The sequence below is a fragment of the Acinetobacter sp. UBA2581 genome, assembly GCF_002339435.1.
GTDB classification, from domain to species: Bacteria; Pseudomonadota; Gammaproteobacteria; order Pseudomonadales; family Moraxellaceae; genus Acinetobacter; species Acinetobacter variabilis.
In genome coordinates this window covers 12,018-30,149 of sequence record NZ_DDLD01000106.1, presented here as the reverse complement: position 1 = coordinate 30,149, position 18,132 = coordinate 12,018, and the positions used below count along the sequence as shown (strand labels likewise).

Below are 18,132 nucleotides of genomic sequence, written 5' to 3'. Positions count from 1 at the left end.
ACCAACTGAACTACCGCTGCACTTACACAATGTCGCTATTGTGGCAAACGATTCATCAAGAACTTAAAGTGGCGCAGCGGACGGGACTCGAACCCGCGACCCCCGGCGTGACAGGCCGGTATTCTAACCAACTGAACTACCGCTGCACTATAAGTGTCTCAACTTTGAAAGAAGCTTGGTGGGCGCTGACGGGATCGNNNCCAACTGAGCTAAGCGCCCTTTCAAATCGACTTCATCGCTTGATGAGGTGCATTATAGAGAATCTTCACAGACTGTCAAACGCTTTTCTGACTGTTTTCTGCTTTTTCGGTGTGAGTGATTAAAAAATAGGTTGATTGTTAAAAAAAACAACACTTTTTGTTTATTTTTTAAGTCTCTACCGATTTTTTAAGAATACTCTCTAAAACTAAAAGCCGGATTTTTACGGTTTTACTCATGAAAATTGAGACCTGAACATGCAACAAACTTCAGTATTGCTGAAAGATTATACAAAGCCTAACTCATCGCAACGTTGTGATCCTGTAATCTTTATTTTAAAAGCTTGCAGCCCTATAAAAACAAATCGATGACTTTTATTGGAGGGCTATAAATCATGTTTCTAAGTCTATTTTTCTATAAAAGTAGAGTACATAGATGATGGATGACCTCATCTACTTTCCCTTATTTAAATAGAAGATATTTCAATTAATTTTAAATCTATTACAAATCTTCTTAGGTCATTTAAACAGTCAGATTCAGAGGCTGTTCTGAAATATAGACCAGCGCATCTTCGCTCACCAGTTCAAACAGCTCGGCCACATCCGTATTCCGCATGCGGATACAGCCATGGGACATTGGAATACCCATCGGCTCAGAATCAGGCGTACCATGAATATAGATATAACGTCGGTAAGTATCACAACCTTCGCCCTGGTTGAAGCCTTCTTCAAGCCCACTTAGCCATAAAATCCGGCTAAGAATCCAGTCTCGCTGCGGGAACTGCTGTGCCAGTTCTGCATTATAAATTTCACCAGTTGCTTGACGGGCAATAAACACACTGTTTAATGGTGCTTGCTGGCCAAACTTTTCAGCGACTTTATGCCAGCCACGAGGCGTCTTGCCACTATTTTCTGTTTCACCAATACCATTCTTACCCGTAGAAATCAGGTACTGCTTATTATATTTTGGCAAATATAGTTTTTGTTGGGCGAGATCAATCAGGATTTCTGCCTGATCCAGCTGCAAATGGCTCATGACTTCTCTTTCTCTGTCTTGATGATTTCTAGTTCTACTTTCTTTGTGGCTATGTGTTCTGGATGGATTATGTCCTGAACCGGTTCAGGCCGACGCCATAACCAGATCGCCACAATCAGCATGGTCACATCAGTAAAGATTTTAACTGCCAACGGTGCTGTCGTAAATAACATGATAATACCACTGATGAACATCATGATACTGGCCAGCCATTTGGCCTTGCGTGGCACAGTGCCGTTAGCACGCCAAGCTCTTAAAGTCGGACCATATTTTGGATGATTTAGCAGCCATGCATCCATCTGTGGCCAGCCTTTGGATGCCGCCCAAGCCGCCAGAATTAAAAATACTGTTGTTGGCATGCCGGGCAAGATTGCGCCGATAAAACCCAGTACGACAAACAGTACGACCAGGCTTCGCCAAAACAATATTTTCATAAATCGATCCTACCCACAAAATTAGGGGTAGTATAAAGTGTTTTTAAAATCTGTCCGTTGTATTTGTGCACTTTTCACAGGATGTGCTATGCCCTTTTCCAGTCTAAATCACAATCTTGTAGAAGCATGGCAATATTATCAGCATCCTTTGGTGCGGCAACTGGCCTTTGCTGTTGGCAGTCCAAACCTTCTGTCTCAAATTCCAGCCGAACTTGAAGTCGTCCATGCTTTCGAATTACATGATTCTGAGACTTGGCAACATCACCTGCAAAATTATCATCCACGTCTGAAATATTTAGACCAGTATCCAGAAGAGCTGGAGCAATTCGTGCAGCAGCTTAAAAGCACCCGGTTGGGTCTACGTTTTGAAATGCTGGTCTGGTTCTGGCTGCTAGATGATGCTTATCACCCTTATAAACTTTTAGGCCATAGCATTCAGAAAATTGACGGTGCTAAAACGCTAGGTGAACTGGATTTTCTGTTACTCAATACAGAGACAGGCCAGACTGAACACTGGGAAGTGGCGCTGAAATACTACCTCGCAGAAGCCGATTTTAGCCTGCCAAACTGGTATGGCCTAAACCGTACCGATACTTTAATCCGTAAAATGAAGCATTTTACCCAGAAACAGTTTCAGTTTGAGGAGGCTCTGGATCAGCAGATTGAGCAGCGTTTCTGCATGTTAAAAGGCCAGCTTTATCTTCCAGTGCATCGGGCAGATCAGACATTACCTGGCTGGGTCAATACCCAACGTCGCATAGGCTTATGGGGCCAGCAGATTCCCGACCCAGCGGCTAATTTCTATCGTTTGCAGCGTCATGAGTGGATTTATCCTAATGCTCAGATCAGTAGTTCAAGTCCCTATTGGTGGACAAATGGACTTTATAAAAAGGCTGATCAAGAGGATTTTTATATGTATCGCAGCCCGCTTCTACTACCCTTTCCTGTGCATAAACCCTTTTAAAACATTACATTTATTAACCGAAGCACTATGAAAACCACATATTTTTTATGTCGTATATTTTCTAATCTTAGTTCCACATCATAATAATTTTATTATCGATAATACGGAGATGATGATGAAAAAAATTCTTGCTGCTTCATTGGTAATGGCTTTTGTTTTAACTGGCTGTAACACTGTAAAAGGTGTGGGTAAAGACGTTTCTAAAGCAGGCGAAGCTGTAACAGGCACTGCAGAAAAAACTTCTGAAGAAATTCGTCAAAACTAAACTCTTTCTAGCTTCTCCACAAACCCTATCTCAGATAGGGTTTTTTTATGTGGAACATTCACATTACAGGCCATATTCGCCTATCATAGAGCCGACAAATTTATCGACTTATGAATTCACCATATGACATCTTCCGCGACTCTTGATTTAAGCCTGCAATTATTACGTCAGCCTTCTGTGACCCCTATTGATCATGACTGCCAGAATATCATGGCAGAACGTTTGAAGAAGGTGGGTTTCAATATTGAATCAATGCGCTTTGAAGATGTTGATAATATTTGGGCGCGTAAAGGTACTGAAGGCCCGGTTTTCTGTTTTGCTGGCCATACCGATGTTGTGCCAACCGGCAACCTGGATGCCTGGAACTCTGATCCTTTTGCGCCAGAAATTCGTGATGGCAAGCTTTATGGCCGTGGTAGCGCCGACATGAAAACCGCTTTGGCTGCGATGGTTGTAGCCACTGAACGTTTTGTCGAAAAATATCCGAATCATAAAGGCTCAATTGCCTATTTGATCACTTCAGATGAAGAAGGTCCATCGATCAATGGTACGGTAAAAGTGATTGAAACTCTGGAAGCCCGTAACGAGAAAATTACCTGGTGTCTGGTAGGTGAACCATCAAGTACCGACAAACTGGGTGATATTGTCAAAAATGGCCGTCGTGGTTCATTGAATGCCAACCTGACTGTCAAAGGCAAACAAGGTCATGTGGCTTATCCGCATCTTGCTGTGAATCCAATTCATACAGCATCTAAAGCCATTGCGGAACTGTGCGAAACAGTCTGGGATAATGGCAATGAATACTTCCCTGCGACGTCTTTCCAGATCTCAAATATCAATGCCGGTACCGGTGCAACCAACGTTGTCCCGGGCACCATGAATCTGCTGTGCAACTGGCGTTATTCAACTGAAGTGACTGCTGAAGAACTAAAAGCACGTATGCTGGAAATTCTGGATCGTCATGGTGTGGATTATGAGATTTCATGGACTTTATCTGGCCTGCCCTTTCTGACACCAGTAGGTGAACTGGTGAATGCCGCTAAAGATGCCATTTTAACTGTGACTGGTACTGAAACTGAATTATCAACTTCAGGCGGTACCTCAGATGGTCGCTTTATTGCACCTACCGGTGCACAGGTGCTGGAACTCGGTGTACTGAATGCCACGATCCATCAGATTAATGAGCATGTCGATATTGCGGATCTTGAACCACTGGCTGAAATTTATGAGCAGATTCTGGTGAACCTGTTAGCCAATTAATCACCAGATGTAAAAAAAGGAACTCTTATGAGTTCCTTTTTTTATACATTCAAAAGAATTATAGACCGATTGAAGACTGGATATGGCTCATTTGCGGAATGTGAAATAACTGATCCCCCATACGCACATACTGGAATACTGCTGGGTCAGTCACTTGCTGATCGGCATCAACCACTTCAGAAATACGCAGACGAATGGTTTTCGGCATTTCATTGCACATCAGGGCAAAACGCTGATGCACCTCATCTCCTTCAATCACCAGCGCCACACCACTTTTACGTGTTGGATCATTAACTGCATAAACCGGTAATTGCGCATCATGCCATTCAACCACTTTAACCTGGGTATCACTATCCAGCGCAGACAGGACAATATTTTGCGGTAACAGCATTGGATCTTTGCCGTAACAGTCAATGATATAAGCATCAATAAATCCGGTAGATACCGTAATTAAATGCTGAAGTTCCTGCTGGCTAATCTGATCAGCCATTTTGGCATTAGTCGTATTCTGACTCATTTATGACCCCTGTTTTTCAGCAATTAACTGTTGAATGTTCGCCAGTAATTCAGCTTCCTGGAACGGTTTACCCATGTAGTGGGTTACGCCCAGACTGAAGGCACGTTCACGGTGTTTCTCACCGGTACGCGAAGTAATCATGATGATTGGCAGGTCACGGTGAATATCGTGGTGACGAACCAGGTTCGTAACCTCGAAACCGTCCATACGCGGCATTTCAATATCCAGCAACATCAGATCCGGACGGACATTTTCAAGCTGCTCAATCGCATCCACACCATCTTTGGCGGTGACAATATCATAGCCCTGACGCTCAAGCAGACGCGAGGTCACCTTACGAACAGTCACCGAGTCATCCACGATCATCACCAGACGGCGAGCACTACCAGAACGTGAACCATCACGTTGATCCTGCATGTGTTTCACACGCTGTGTACCATGGATCTGACGGGCAATATTCTGACCATCCAGAATCAGACAGACCTGACCATCACCAAGAATCGTCGCACCGGTCACTACACCAATATTGGCGAATTGGTGGCCAATTGGTTTCACCACGATCTGTGCACGTGAACCGACAAGTTGATCGACTAACAAGGCAATGGCTTGACCACTGTTGCCTTTTATCAGCAATACTGGCAATGAATGCACCACATTATTCAGACGTGGAATTGGCTGATTCGATACGAATTCAGACAGGTAACGCAATTTGTAATTAACGCCATCAATCTTGAAGAAATCGTCTTTACTGTTGAAGTAAGTTTCCAGAGTAGATGGTGCAATACGTACAATACGGTCGATTTGCGCCAGAGAAACGGCATATTGCTGATCGCCCACTTTTACCATCAAGGCATCACTGACTGCTACAGTCGTCGGTACGCGAATGGTGAAGGTTGTACCTTTGCCTACTTCAGAGCTGACAGATACGTGACCGCCCAGCGACTTGATCTCGCTTTGTACTACATCCAGTCCGACACCACGACCTGAAATCTGGGTTACAGATTTAGCGGTACTGAAGCCCGGGTGGAAAATGAATTGCAATAACTCTTCCGAATCCAGGGTCTGATCTTCTTTGATCAGGCCTTGGCTCAGTGCTTTCTCACGAATCTTCTCAGCATCGATACCTTTACCATCATCACTAAATGAGACGATAACATCTGTACCTTGACGGCTGATATTCAACAGGATTGAACCGACTTCTGGTTTGTTCAAGGCAATACGGTCTGCTGTATCTTCCAGACCATGGTCAATCGCATTACGCAGCATATGTTCGAATGGCGTTACCAGACGCTCCAGAATATTACGGTCTAATTCACCTTCACTATTCTGAACAATCAGTTCTGCCGGACGGTTCAAGGTCGTAGACGTCTGACGTACGATACGTTGTAAACGTGGCAACATCCGATCAAACGGTACCAGACGGGTACGCATCAGGCTTTCCTGAATCTCGGCCTGAATCCGTGATTGTTGTAATAACAAACCTTCAGTTTCACGAATCTTGTCAGATAGAGTGCTCTTGAAGTCAACCAAGTCCGAAGCAGATTCCGCAAGCGACTTGGACAACTGGTTCAGTGACGAATATTGGTCCATTTCCAGCGGGTCAAAGTCTGCATAACGCGAGTTGTCTGAACCGTGTTTGGCAATAATTTGAGATTCCAGCTCGCCTTCCATTCGGCGCAACTGATCCGCCAGACGCTTGATTGCCAGTTCCATCTCGTTCAGGGTATTGCCAAGTTGGCCTAAGTCCATCTCGATACGCGAACGGTTAATCGCATTCTCACCTGACAGGTCAATCATCTTCTCAACCAGATCAGCAGAGATACGGATCATCTCGTGGCTGGTATCGGTATTACCGGTATCGACCCACTCACCCATCATACGTGGTGGCTCAGTACCATCACCTTCGACAAACTCGAAGCTATTTTCAGTGACCAGCGTTTCTGTTTTAGCCAGACGTTCCGGCAGCTGCGCAGTAACATCCACATAAGCAATCTTTTTCAGACTGCTTTGGATCTGTTCAAAATTGCTATAGTCACGCTGGAAGATAGCTTGTCTTAACCAGGCCAGTGTTTTTTGTAGCAAGCCATCATAAGCATTCGAGTTAAAGTGATATACCGCAAACTGTTCGAATGTGGTTTCCAGTTCATACGCAATGCTGGCCACCTGTTCGTTTTCAATCATGCGCGCACCACCCTTGATACTGTGGGCAGCACGTTGTAATTGAAGCAATAAGCTACGGTCACTACGTTGATCAAACCATTGGTTCAGCAGTTTTTCGGTATTGTCGAGAATCTCTTCTGATTCTTCCAGGAAGGTTTCTTCAACAATCGACTTCAGTTCATCTTCTTCAGAGCGTTCTTCTGCAACAACTTCAACTGGCTCAGTCAAAGTTAAAGTTTCTGTTTTAGTCAGCTCAACTTGTTTATCTTCTAAGTTTAGAGCTGGCTCTAAATCTAAATTTGTGTCTTTTGATGCAATCTCTTCCGATGCTTCATCCGCTGTTTGTTCGAAATCAGCAGTAGCTTCTGCATATTCAAATTCGACAACAGGAATCGATGTTTCTACTGAAGCTACAACAGCTTGACCAGCCACCAATGCCTGAATATTTTGCAGAATCGAAATTGCTTCAACCGCTGGATAATCGATACCTTCATCACGGATCGACTGGATACGGTCAGAAACGTTATCTTGCACCAGACGAATGATTTGAATCAAAGCAGGCGTTACTGCAATCTGCTGACGGATGATTCGCTCATAAATACTTTCCAGTTCGTGCGAGATCGAACCGATATGAGAAGCGGTAATCATGTTTGCACCACCTTTTAAGGTGTGCAAATGACGCATCAGATTGTTAAGTGAAGTCGTATCATCCTGCTTTTTACTCCAGGTATTCAGATCTTCATCAATACCTACCAGTAATTCATCTGCTTCTTCCAGGAAGATATTCAGTAGATCCTCATCGAAATCACGCTGAGTTTCTGCGCTGTCGATGTACTGACGGTCAGAGGCAATACGCTGGCTTAAAGCAGCAAAGTCAATGCTGGCTGTGGTTGCAGCTTCAGGAATAGAAATTTCTTCTGATACTTGCTCAGCAGGGACATTGTCTTCGGCAAAGATTTCCAGATCCTGCTGTACGAATGCAGCAAGTTCACTTAAGGTTTTTTGCGTATCATCATTTAAAATGACACGCTGGCCTGCTGCCAGGGTATCGAATAAATGAATGAATTCCTGATGTGCCTGGGCAAACAGCTCATAGGCATAATCGCTGTTCAGCAGTACCGGTTTTTCTAGTAAGGCATCATAGGCAGATTTTAAATCTGTCGTAAACTCATGAATACCCAGTGCGGCACGGTTATCTGTATGTGCAAGCAGCTCGGCAGCCTGCTCGCTTAAAGCCTGAATATATTCTGGATAATCAACTTTAGCGCGTTTATCGAATTCAAACTCGGCATCCAGTAACAGGTCAATCTCCAGTTCAACCAGCTTGGTCACCAGACCTTGGGTTTCAACTGTTTCCGTTTCAGTGGCTGCGAAGCCATAATCATTCCAGACACGCTCAAAAGTCGCATACACTGCTGCCAGTTTGCTGCTATCACCCTGACGTAATAAATGCAGATAGTCGCTGACAAATTCAGCATACTGAATTAATACAGCAGTTTCTTTTGAAGTGGAGGCAATTTCATCCTGAAGCAGTGTTTTAAACAGATGTTCTACTTTAGAGCTGGCCTCGAAGATTTCTTCGATCTGTGCCATGGAAGAACTGCCGCGCAAAGTATGAATAGCACGAATCAATGCATTATAATCCTGCACTTTTTCATTTTCGCTACGCAAGAACTTGGCAATTGTTTCGAGATGCTCTTCGGCTTCCTCGATAAAGATTGCTACGGTTTCTTCTACATCACTGCGTGCAGCATCTTCAGTTTCGGCTTTTTCAAGCTCAAATTCTGTTGTGCTTATTTCTATTGCTGCAATTATATCTTGATCTTCAGCCGAATCACCTAACTCAAGACCTGTGATCTGGCCTTCGGCAGTCAGACTGTCTGCCAGTTGCAAGAGTTTTTCTAAAGCCGGCTCAGGTGTCATTTGTTGTTGTAATTGCTGACCTAAAAGCACGACTGGACGCAGGTCAACATCGAGTTCCTGCACCTGTTTGAATTTTGGATATAAAGTAAACTGGTAAATATTCAGTACAGCTTTGGCATACTGTTGAATCGTAGGCGTTAACTGGATTGAACCTGAAAGTACCCGGTTTAAGGTATCTTCCACTGCCCAAGCAATTTCACCCGCAGATTTAGCCCCCACCATACGGCCTGAACCTTTCAGGGTATGAAAATGGCGGCGAATGGTTTTCAGGTTTTCCTGATGAGCCGGATCACTCAACCATTCTGGAAATAAAGCATTTAACTCAACGAAAATCTCTTCGATTTCCTCGACAAAAATTTCAAGAATTTCTGCATCTTGATCAAGATAACTGTCTTCAGGAAGCGTTGTCGTTTCAACTAAATTTTTTAATATTTCTTTCATAGCTAATGCTTCTTACGTTGTGCCGCCAAGAAGGGCGCTCAAACTTAATTGTGACCGTCACGCGAGACCTAACCTTATGTAGTCAAGTCCATCTTGTCGAGGCTTTATCTGTATTTCTGAATGTGCCTCAACCTAGGTTAAGGCACACTCCCCTCATACTTTCTGACTTTATTCTGGTAGCTTAAAGTCAGATACAGATTCACGTAATGCATCGGCCATGTTCGCCAATTCAGATACCGAACGTGCTGTATCGAAGGTTGCACTCGTAGTTTGTGAAGTAATTTCCTGTACGACATTCATCGTGGTCGCAATATGACCCGCAGATGCAGACTGAAGTTTCGCAGCATCGGAAATGTTCGCAATCAGTTTTGCCAGGTTATTCGATACCGTTTGAATCTCATCCAGTGCCACACCAGCGTCTTTAGACAGGTTCGCACCACGTACAACTTCGGCTGTGGTTTGTTCCATTGAAATTACGGCTTCGTTGGTATCCGTTTGAATGGTTTTTACCAAGCCTTCAATCTGTTTGGTTGCAGAGGCAGAACGTTCCGCAAGACGCTGGACCTCATCCGCTACCACGGCGAAACCACGACCAGCTTCACCCGCCATCGACGCCTGAATCGCTGCGTTCAATGCCAAGATGTTGGTTTGGTCGGCAATATCGTTAATCAGGGCTACAATGTTACCAATTTCTTGTGAAGATTCACCCAGACGTTTAATACGTTTAGAGGTTTCCTGAATCTGTTCACGAATCGTATCCATACCTTCAATAGAACGGTGTACAACGTCTGCACCATTTGCAGCAATTTGTACTGAACGTTCCGCAACGACTGCAGATTCTTCCGCGTTGGCAGATACCTGGTCAATGGACATTGCCATTTCGTTAATCGCAGCAGATGCACCCGCAATCTCTTGTGCCTGGTGTTCAGATGCTTCAGCTAACTGGTTGGTAATGCTTTGAGTTGTCGCTGTATATTGCGCAACTTCCTGAGAAGTTTCGGTAATACGAGATACCAAGTCACGTAACTGGTCGATCGCGAAGTTAATCGAGTCGGCGATCGCACCGGTAAAGTCTTCCGATACTGTTGCATATGAACGCAAGTCACCATCCGCAAGGTCGGCAATCTCGTCTAGTAAACGTAAAATCGCATTCTGGTTACGGTCATATTCTTCTTGAAGACGGGTTACACGCTGTTTATCCGATGCACCACGTAGGGTTAACAGGCGGAATACACACAGTAGGAAGCCGATCAATAACAGAATTAACAGTACCGCTGGAACGATTGTTTTCAGACCAGAGTTACCAGACAGTTTGTTTAAGTTATCGAGCAGGGCATCCGATTGCGAGAAAATTGACGCAGATGCCTGACGTACTTTTACGATTTGCGCAGAGTTTTTCAGGATTGTCGCAGATGCTGATTCAAGTACATCATCATATTCCGCTTTGATGCCTTCCAGAGACTCGCGCAGGTTTGGATCAGTAATACGTTGTACGCCCAGTTCAGCAGAACCGTTTAACTGTGCATTTAAGTATGAACCGAAAGTTTCGGTATCGGCACTGAAGTCGTCCGCTGATTCACGTGAACCGTCGTTACCAGTCAATACCAAGCTGATCGAACGTAAAATACGTTCCGCAATGAATACCTGGTTTTTCGCAATGACCACCTGGTTAGACGGCATGTCTTGACGCGCCATCTGGTCGACCATCAAGTTATATTCAGCCTGAATCCCCGGGATGGCTTCACCAATTGCGATGTTGGTGTCATATAACTGGTTAATGATTTTTTGTTGCGATGCAATCAGGTCAATACTAGAAGACACTTCTGCCCACTGTTTATCTACTGCTTGCAGTGCTTCATTATTGGAATGAATATTTTTTACAGTCTCAAGGTTTTCCGCAAAAGCTTTTTGAGAATCTGTCAGTTTTTTCATCGCTTCAGGTGTACCAGAAGCCGTTGCTTCAGTCGCCTGACGAGAAATGGTTTGTGAAAGCAGACGTAAATCACCCAGACTTTGTGTCAGCTGGTTAGCACGTGGCACACTGTAGAAAAGATACAATAAAGTGATGGTTGCCGCTAACAGACAGCCGGCTGCGCCATAAATAAACGGTTTAGACTTTTCACTATCACCAAATACACGTGACAACTGGTCTGTTTGTGATTGAATCTTGGATAAAAAAGTATTGCCACTTTTGCGGCTACCTTCACCTGTATTTTTCTTTTTAAGTTTAAAGCCCATGCAGCCTCTCCCCGATTTACGTCTTTATTACTTTCGTGCGCGACGTTTAATTTATAAATTTTATAGATGCGTTCATAAATTTTGGATTTTGCAACAGACGACTGAATAAGAACACATGCCATTGCTGGTTATGCTGGTGGAAAAATCCCTGACAGTATTCTTGTAAGTTATTATCCAATTCAGTAGTTTTAGAAAAAAAACTTTTCTTATTAAAATGTTGTATACCCAAAACTTGATCAACGACCAAACCGACATATTGGTCATTATGGTGAATACATAATACTTTTTGAGTCGGTGAAAACTGGCTACTCTGTCCTGATACATATTGAGTCAAATCAGAAACTGATAATAACCTTCCCCGAATATTGGCCAATCCTAACACCCATGATTGAGTATTAGGAACTAGCGTATATTTTGGAGGATAGATCACTTCGGATACTTCCCCCAGCGGGGCAACAAAATATTGCCCCATCATCTCAAAAGCAATGCCTGACCATCGGTTGACTTCATTTTCATTAGAAACGTAGTTTTTATTTCCCCGTTTCGCAATGCGAAGCAATTCGATAAATCCATTTGCTGCCATAGAGCTTATCCTGCGTTGAGGTGGTGCTTAATCACTTCAATCAACTGTTTTTCATCTACCGGTTTTGTAAGATAATCTACGGCACCCTGACGTTTACCCCAAACGCGGTCAGTGGCCTGATCTTTGGTACTTACAATCACAATCGGAATATGCTTGGTGGTTGCACCACGTGCGATTTGACGTGTTGCCTGGAAGCCATTCACGCCTGGCATGACCACATCCATCAATACCAGATCTGGCAACTCAGCCTGAGCCATGGTTACCCCATCTGCACCATTGGATGCTTCAATCACCTCAAAGCCATGTTTAGAAAGAATCTCTCTAAAACGGAATGTTTCTGTCGGTGAGTCATCTACGATTAAGATACGCGCCATGCCAATTCCCCTAAAAAATCAATTATTAAGCACTAATATGGTTACGGATTGCATTAAGCAATTCATCTTTACTGAAAGGTTTAGTCAAGTATTCATCCGAACCAACAACACGACCTTTGGCCTGATCAAATAAGCCATCTTTACTCGAAAGCATAATCACAGGAATATTCTGATAATTTTGAGAATTTTTAATCAACGCACAAGTTTGATAACCATCTAGACGAGGCATCATAATATCTACAAATACGATATCCGGATTGGCTTCTGCGATTTTTGATAAAGCTTCAAAACCATCTACCGCAGTCACGACTTCATATCCTTCGCGCTGTAGAAGAGTTTCTGCTGTACGACGAATGGTCTTTGAGTCATCAATGACCATAACTTTTAGATTTTGGAATTTATCGTCCATTTTGACCCTTCCCATTTTAGAAACGATGCGCCATAAGGCTCATAGGATTATTTTATTACGATCGATAAACATTTTTAACACAAATCCACTTGTATTATCAATGAACATTTTCTACACAAGTGTGCAAAAATAGCGGATTTCATCAACCATTTCACATTTTTATTTTGTCATTGCTTTTTTTTTGACTGACGGTAGTTTTTAATTCGTGAATTTGAGTCTAATATAGCATTATTATTACTTTAAAATAAGTAATTTAGTCAACTTTCAATTGGGGAGCCAATGATGAGTCAGTTTTCAGAAAAACTTGCTTTCATTGATAAAAATAAAATGACTGGCCAATTCATATTTGCAGTGACACTTTTTCTTCAGGTCACCATTTCATATGCCTCAACTAACCAGCCACCAAAAGCCACCTGGTATCGCTATTATGATAATAAAGGCGTGGCCAATATCAGCACTAACGTTACCCCCAACCATATCCGCTATGGCTATGAGGCACTTGACCAGAATATGCAGGTCATTAAACGTGCACGTCCTTATAATGTCGATAAAGATATTAAACAGGCGCCGCAACGTGCCCAGCAAGCCCAGCGCATCGCAGAAGATCAAAAACTGAAACGTGCCTATACCAATAGCCATGTTGCTCTACAAAAAAAGAATGAAAGTCTGAGCCAACTGAAGAAACAGATTGCCTTTCAGCAAGAGCAGATGAAACAGTTGCAGCAAGACCGGGTCATGTTTGTACGCCAAGAACGTGAATATTTACGTAAAGGCAATAATCCCCCGGCCTCTTTAAAAGCCAACCTTGAAAACAACCAGAAAAACCTGATTTCTCAAAAAGAAAATATTCAATCTTTACAAACTCGCTATCGAAATATGGAAGCGGAATACGACAGAATTATTGCCCGTTTAAAAGCGCTTGAATAAACACAAATAACTTGTTGTTGCTTTAAACGACCACAAGTGAAAAGGATTAATATGCCATTTGCACAGCATTTTCATATTTCAAAGACCTCTTCTTCGCGCTCTGTATTGATGATGAGTGCACTTTGCTTAAGTCTTTTTCTAAGCGGCTGCAATAAAAATGAATCTACACCGCAAGCCGAAAGTCCAAAAACAATTGAACTGATCCCTCAGGATCTGGTTGCTGTAAAAACAGGCACTTCTATCCAGAAATCAGCATTTACCGGTACTATTCGCGCAGTCAATCAAAGCAGTATTCAGGCGCAGGTTTCTGCCACTGCCACCAGTGTTAATGCTCAGATCGGTGACAATGTAGCTAAAGGTCAAGTACTGGTCCGCTTAAATAATCAAGATAATGCTGCACGTCTGGCTCAGGCCCGTGCCAATCTGGCATCTACCCAGGCACAGGCTAATCAGGCGCGCAACATGATGCAGCGCAAAAAGCGTCTGCTCGACCAAGGCTTTATCTCTAAAGTTGAATATGAGCAAAGCCAGGTTGACTATCAGGCCCAGGTTGAAAATGTCCGCGCACAGCAAGCCAATGTCGATATTGCCATAAAAGCCGATCGTGATGGCATTATCACTAGCCCGATTAGTGGCGTGATCACTCAGCGTCAGGTTGAGCCCGGTCAAACCGTGGCGATCGGACAAACCCTGTTTGAAATCGTAAATCCAAATCAACTGGAAATTCAGGCCCGTGTCCCGAGTGAGATGCAGTCCAGTCTGCGTTTAGGCAGCAAAATTGAATATCAGATTCAGGGCAATCCAAATACGTATACCGCTGCTATTAGCCGGGTGTCTCCAATTGCCGATCAGGCCAGTCGGCAGATTGAATTCTTCGCCAGACCGAATGAAAGTATTCCCTCTTTAAGTATTGGCTCTTTTGTTGAAGGCAATATTCTGAGTTCTCAACAGATTTCTGGTCAGATTATTCCCCTCGATACCGTTCAGGATATCCAGAATAAACCTTATGCCTGGGTTATTCGCCAGAACAAAATTATTAAAGTGAATGTTCAGGTTCTGGAACAGCGCTATAACCAGAATACGGCAGTGATCCAGGGTCTGGAGACAGGTGATCAGGTCAGTCGCATTCCATTTACCGAGGCAGATCTCAACAAGCCAGTGACGCTGCGTTCCAACTAATCAGACAGGATCATTAATATGTGGTTTACCCGAATTAGTGTGAAGTATCCCGTCTTCACCATTATGATGATGTTCTGTTTGATGGTGCTTGGACTAGCTTCCTGGCAGCGCATGGGTGTAGAAGAATTTCCGGATGTCGACTTTCCCTTTGTGGTGATTTATACCAACTATCCAGGCGCTTCTCCAGAAACCGTTGAATCGGAAATTACCAAAAAACTTGAAGATCAGATCAATACTATTTCTGGTTTAAAACAGGTAATTTCACAATCCAGTGAAGGCCTGTCGATGATTACGGCCGAATTCAATCTGGAAGTTCCTTCTACCATGGCGGCACAGGATGTCCGTGACAAAATTGCCTCAGTCACCGCCGAATTCCGTGATGAAATTCAGGAACCAGTTGTCGAGCGTTATGATCCGACTGCCAATGCAATCATGTCGATCGTATTTGAGTCCGACAATATGGATTTAAAGGCACTGAGCTCTTATCTGGATCAGCGTATTGTTCCACAACTACGGACTGTTCCGGGAGTAGGTACAGTCAACTTGCTTGGTGATGCACAGCGCCAGATTCGCATTCAGGTTGAACCCCAGAAACTGCAAGCTTTTGGCATTGGCGTGGATAGCGTCATTAATACTCTGAAATCTGAAAATATCGAAGTTCCGGGCGGTACATTAAAATCTGGCAACTCGGAACTGGTGATTGAGATCAATTCCAAAGTGCTACATCCCCTCGCCTTTGGCGATTTGGTGATTGCCAATAAAAATGGTGCACCGATCTTTCTGAAACAGGTCGCAGAAATTGAAGATAGCCAGGCAGAACTTGAAACTGGTGCATTTCTGGATGGTAAAGCTGCAGTTGCAGTTGACATCCTGCGTAGCTCTGATTCTAATGTCATTGAAGTTGTAGACACTACCTACAAAACCCTTGAAAGCCTCAAATCCCAACTGCCACAAGGAACCACCTTAAAAGTTGTGGTGGATTCTTCAAAAAGTATCCGCGGCACCATTGGTGATGTTGCGCGTACCATTATTGAGGGTGCGGTTCTTGCTGTGCTGATTGTTCTATTATTTTTAGGTTCTTTCCGCTCAACGGTCATTACTGGCCTCACTCTGCCGATCGCTTTGCTCGGAACTTTGACCTTTATCTGGGCTTTTGGTTTCAGCATCAATATGATGACCTTATTAGCCCTGTCTTTAAGTATCGGTTTGCTGATTGATGATGCAATTGTAGTACGGGAAAATATCGTACGGCATACCGATATGGGTAAAGACCATGTCACTGCTGCACTGGATGGAACCAAAGAAATTGGTCTTGCTGTTCTGGCAACAACATTGACAATCGTCGCGGTCTTCTTGCCTGTTGCCTTTATGGGTGGAATTATTGGGCGTTTCTTTTATCAGTTCGGTGTGACAGTAAGTACCGCCGTTCTGATTTCCATGTTTGTCAGTTTTACTCTAGATCCGATGCTATCTGCGCATTGGGCAGAAAAAAAGAAGAAAGATCCCAATAAAAAGCCGGGCCGAATCAAACGCTTCTTTAACTGGATTTCAGGCAAATTAGACAATTTAAGTCATGTCTATGAAAAGCTATTGAAACTAGCTTTACGCTTTAGGTTCATTACCATTGTGATTGCAGTGGCATCTCTGTTTGGCGCTTTAGCACTCTCGAAACTGATTGGTACCGAGTTTGTACCTGTCCCGGATAAGGGTGAAATCCGGATCAAGTTTGAAACTCCAGTCGATGCTTCACTGGAATATTCACAAGCCAAACTGCAACAGGTCGATAAAATCGTACGTCAGCATCCTGATGTACGTGCAACTTATGGCGTAATTAATGGTGTGACCGATCGCGGTAAAAATCATATCAGCTTACGTGTCACTGTAACTCCGCGGACTGAACGTGAGAAAAGCTTGAATGATCTCAATAATGAATTCCGTCAACGTTTACAATCTGTGGGCGGCATTACCATTACCTCAGTTGCTTCCGCGGATGAAACCGTATCGGGTGGTCAAAAGCCGATTATGATCTCAATCAAAGGCCCTGATTTGAATGAACTACAAAAGATTTCTGATCGCTTTATGGTCGAGATGGCTAAAATTGATGGCATCGTCGATCTGGAAACATCCCTCAAAGAGCCAAAACCGACCTTAGGCGTACAGATCAATCGCGTTCTGGCCAGTGATCTTGGTTTGTCAGTCAATCAAATTGCCAATGTAGTTCGCCCATTGATTGCCGGCGATGATGTCACCACGTGGCAGGATGAAAAAGGTGAAACTTATGATGTTAACTTACGCCTGACCGAAGACCGGCGCACCCTGCCGAGCGATCTGCAAAATATGTATATCACTTCATCTAAAATGGATGGTAATAATCAGCCGATTTTGATCCCGCTTTCTAGCGTTGCTAATTTTGAAGAAAAACTGGGAGCTTCTCAGATTAATCGTCGTGATCTGGCGCGTGAGGTACTGGTTGAAGCAAATACCTCTGGACGCCCTGCAGGTGACATCGGTACTGACATTAGCAGACTTCAGGATAATTTCGACATGCCACCGGGTTATAGTTTTGATACCCAAGGCGCCAATGCAGATATGGCAGAATCCGCTGGTTATGCGTTGACTGCGATTACTCTGTCGATTGTATTTATTTATATTGTGCTGGGTTCACAGTTCAACAGCTTTATTCATCCTGCTGCCATTATGGCTTCATTACCTTTGTCATTAATTGGTGTATTCCTGGCGCTGTTCCTGTTTAATTCGACCATGAACCTGTTTTCGATTATCGGGATTATTATGCTGATGGGTCTGGTAACCAAAAATGCGATTCTGCTTATCGACTTCATCAAGAAAGCCATGGATCGGGGTGAAGCCCGGTATGATGCGATTCTAAATGCTGGCAAAACCCGTTTACGTCCGATTCTGATGACCACCAGTGCCATGGTGATGGGAATGGTGCCGCTCGCTCTGGGCTTAGGTGAAGGTGGAGAACAAAGTGCGCCTATGGCACATGCCGTGATCGGTGGGGTGATTACCTCTACCCTGCTCACCTTGGTGGTTGTTCCAGTGATTTTCACTTACCTGGATGACCTTAAGAATTTTATGCTGCGCCAAGCTCGTAAAATCATGGCATAATTTAAACCATCACAATGAGGTGACATTCACGAATGTTCACCTCATTTTTTATTGTATAATCTCTGCTTTAACGCTTAATTTTTTAGGACAGTTTCC

14 protein-coding genes and 1 tRNA gene are annotated in these 18,132 nt (G+C 43.7%); 6 read left to right on the top strand and 9 right to left on the bottom strand.

What is annotated here, in order from left to right; translation table 11 throughout:
- Positions 1-69 precede the first annotated feature (69 nt).
- From B3Q46_RS13975 to B3Q46_RS13965, 3 genes are all read right to left on the bottom strand, one after another.
- Positions 70-146 (bottom strand) — tRNA-Asp (locus B3Q46_RS13975).
- A gap of 574 nt (positions 147-720) precedes the next feature.
- Positions 721-1,233 (bottom strand): cell wall-recycling L,D-carboxypeptidase ElsL, encoded by a 513-nt coding sequence (gene elsL, locus B3Q46_RS13970; protein ID WP_034701953.1) that lies wholly within the window; start codon positions 1,231-1,233, stop codon positions 721-723.
- Positions 1,230-1,667 carry a YbaN family protein gene (locus B3Q46_RS13965; RefSeq protein WP_034701955.1) on the bottom strand — a complete coding sequence of 146 codons (438 nt, stop codon included), beginning with the start codon at positions 1,665-1,667 and terminating at the stop codon, positions 1,230-1,232. The genes elsL and B3Q46_RS13965 overlap by 4 nt, the downstream gene beginning before the upstream one ends.
- Before the next feature lie 88 nt (positions 1,668-1,755).
- Between B3Q46_RS13965 and B3Q46_RS13960 the strand changes: the two genes are divergently transcribed.
- The 3 genes from B3Q46_RS13960 (at position 1,756) to dapE (ending at position 4,156) form a co-directional block, all read left to right on the top strand.
- Positions 1,756-2,631, top strand: a complete 876-nt coding sequence (locus B3Q46_RS13960; protein ID WP_104425855.1) for a DUF1853 family protein — start codon at positions 1,756-1,758, stop codon at positions 2,629-2,631.
- A 115-nt stretch (positions 2,632-2,746) separates the two neighbouring features.
- Positions 2,747-2,896 carry an entericidin A/B family lipoprotein gene (locus B3Q46_RS13955; protein ID WP_004784975.1) on the top strand — a complete coding sequence of 50 codons (150 nt, stop codon included), beginning with the start codon at positions 2,747-2,749 and terminating at the stop codon, positions 2,894-2,896.
- A gap of 123 nt (positions 2,897-3,019) precedes the next feature.
- The gene (gene dapE, locus B3Q46_RS13950; protein WP_034701961.1) at positions 3,020-4,156 is read left to right on the top strand and encodes a succinyl-diaminopimelate desuccinylase; all 1,137 of its coding nucleotides are present in this window, start codon (positions 3,020-3,022) and stop codon (positions 4,154-4,156) included.
- Between the two features lie 58 nt (positions 4,157-4,214).
- On the opposite strand, the gene B3Q46_RS13945 is transcribed toward dapE, so the two are convergent.
- The 6 genes from B3Q46_RS13945 to pilG all read right to left on the bottom strand — a co-directional run bounded on the left by B3Q46_RS13945 (position 4,215) and on the right by pilG (position 12,801).
- Positions 4,215-4,673, bottom strand: coding sequence for a hypothetical protein (locus B3Q46_RS13945; RefSeq protein ID WP_034701963.1), 459 nt, complete (start codon positions 4,671-4,673; stop codon positions 4,215-4,217).
- Positions 4,674-9,197 carry an Hpt domain-containing protein gene (locus B3Q46_RS13940; protein WP_286716305.1) on the bottom strand — a complete coding sequence of 1,508 codons (4,524 nt, stop codon included), beginning with the start codon at positions 9,195-9,197 and terminating at the stop codon, positions 4,674-4,676.
- Between the two features lie 168 nt (positions 9,198-9,365).
- A complete protein-coding gene (locus tag B3Q46_RS13935; protein ID WP_286716304.1) occupies positions 9,366-11,435 on the bottom strand; it encodes a methyl-accepting chemotaxis protein in 2,070 nt (689 codons plus the stop codon).
- 46 nt (positions 11,436-11,481) lie between these two features.
- Positions 11,482-12,018 (bottom strand): chemotaxis protein CheW, encoded by a 537-nt coding sequence (locus tag B3Q46_RS13930; protein ID WP_004784984.1) that lies wholly within the window; start codon positions 12,016-12,018, stop codon positions 11,482-11,484.
- A gap of 5 nt (positions 12,019-12,023) precedes the next feature.
- Positions 12,024-12,392 carry a response regulator gene (locus tag B3Q46_RS13925; protein ID WP_286716302.1) on the bottom strand — a complete coding sequence of 123 codons (369 nt, stop codon included), beginning with the start codon at positions 12,390-12,392 and terminating at the stop codon, positions 12,024-12,026.
- Positions 12,393-12,417: 25 nt separating this feature from the next.
- A complete protein-coding gene (pilG, locus tag B3Q46_RS13920) occupies positions 12,418-12,801 on the bottom strand; it encodes a twitching motility response regulator PilG (RefSeq protein ID WP_004784987.1) in 384 nt (127 codons plus the stop codon).
- Between the two features lie 282 nt (positions 12,802-13,083).
- On the opposite strand from pilG, the gene B3Q46_RS13915 reads away from it, so the two are divergent.
- From B3Q46_RS13915 to B3Q46_RS13905, 3 genes are read left to right on the top strand one after another with little or no spacing between them, the layout of a single operon-like run.
- Positions 13,084-13,728 carry a hypothetical protein gene (locus tag B3Q46_RS13915; RefSeq protein ID WP_034170199.1) on the top strand — a complete coding sequence of 215 codons (645 nt, stop codon included), beginning with the start codon at positions 13,084-13,086 and terminating at the stop codon, positions 13,726-13,728.
- Positions 13,729-13,779: 51 nt separating this feature from the next.
- Positions 13,780-14,907: an efflux RND transporter periplasmic adaptor subunit gene (locus tag B3Q46_RS13910; RefSeq protein ID WP_286716299.1), complete on the top strand. Its 1,128-nt coding sequence runs from the start codon at positions 13,780-13,782 to the stop codon at positions 14,905-14,907.
- Positions 14,908-14,925: 18 nt separating this feature from the next.
- Entirely contained in the window at positions 14,926-18,036 is a 3,111-nt protein-coding gene (locus B3Q46_RS13905) for an efflux RND transporter permease subunit (RefSeq protein ID WP_286716298.1), read from the top strand.
- The last annotated feature ends 96 nt before the right edge of the window (positions 18,037-18,132 follow it).

Coding starts and splice junctions, on each gene's coding strand:
- B3Q46_RS13925 (WP_286716302.1), bottom strand. CDS start 12,392: ATGGCGCGTATCTTAATCGTAGATGACTCACCGACAGAAACATTCCGT.
- B3Q46_RS13960 (WP_104425855.1), top strand. CDS start 1,756: ATGCCCTTTTCCAGTCTAAATCACAATCTTGTAGAAGCATGGCAATAT.
- B3Q46_RS13955 (WP_004784975.1), top strand. CDS start 2,747: ATGAAAAAAATTCTTGCTGCTTCATTGGTAATGGCTTTTGTTTTAACT.
- pilG (WP_004784987.1), bottom strand. CDS start 12,801: ATGGACGATAAATTCCAAAATCTAAAAGTTATGGTCATTGATGACTCA.
- B3Q46_RS13940 (WP_286716305.1), bottom strand. CDS start 9,197: ATGAAAGAAATATTAAAAAATTTAGTTGAAACGACAACGCTTCCTGAA.
- B3Q46_RS13965 (WP_034701955.1), bottom strand. CDS start 1,667: ATGAAAATATTGTTTTGGCGAAGCCTGGTCGTACTGTTTGTCGTACTG.
- B3Q46_RS13945 (WP_034701963.1), bottom strand. CDS start 4,673: ATGAGTCAGAATACGACTAATGCCAAAATGGCTGATCAGATTAGCCAG.
- elsL (WP_034701953.1), bottom strand. CDS start 1,233: ATGAGCCATTTGCAGCTGGATCAGGCAGAAATCCTGATTGATCTCGCC.
- B3Q46_RS13905 (WP_286716298.1), top strand. CDS start 14,926: ATGTGGTTTACCCGAATTAGTGTGAAGTATCCCGTCTTCACCATTATG.
- B3Q46_RS13930 (WP_004784984.1), bottom strand. CDS start 12,018: ATGGCAGCAAATGGATTTATCGAATTGCTTCGCATTGCGAAACGGGGA.
- B3Q46_RS13915 (WP_034170199.1), top strand. CDS start 13,084: ATGAGTCAGTTTTCAGAAAAACTTGCTTTCATTGATAAAAATAAAATG.
- B3Q46_RS13935 (WP_286716304.1), bottom strand. CDS start 11,435: ATGGGCTTTAAACTTAAAAAGAAAAATACAGGTGAAGGTAGCCGCAAA.
- dapE (WP_034701961.1), top strand. CDS start 3,020: ATGACATCTTCCGCGACTCTTGATTTAAGCCTGCAATTATTACGTCAG.
- B3Q46_RS13910 (WP_286716299.1), top strand. CDS start 13,780: ATGCCATTTGCACAGCATTTTCATATTTCAAAGACCTCTTCTTCGCGC.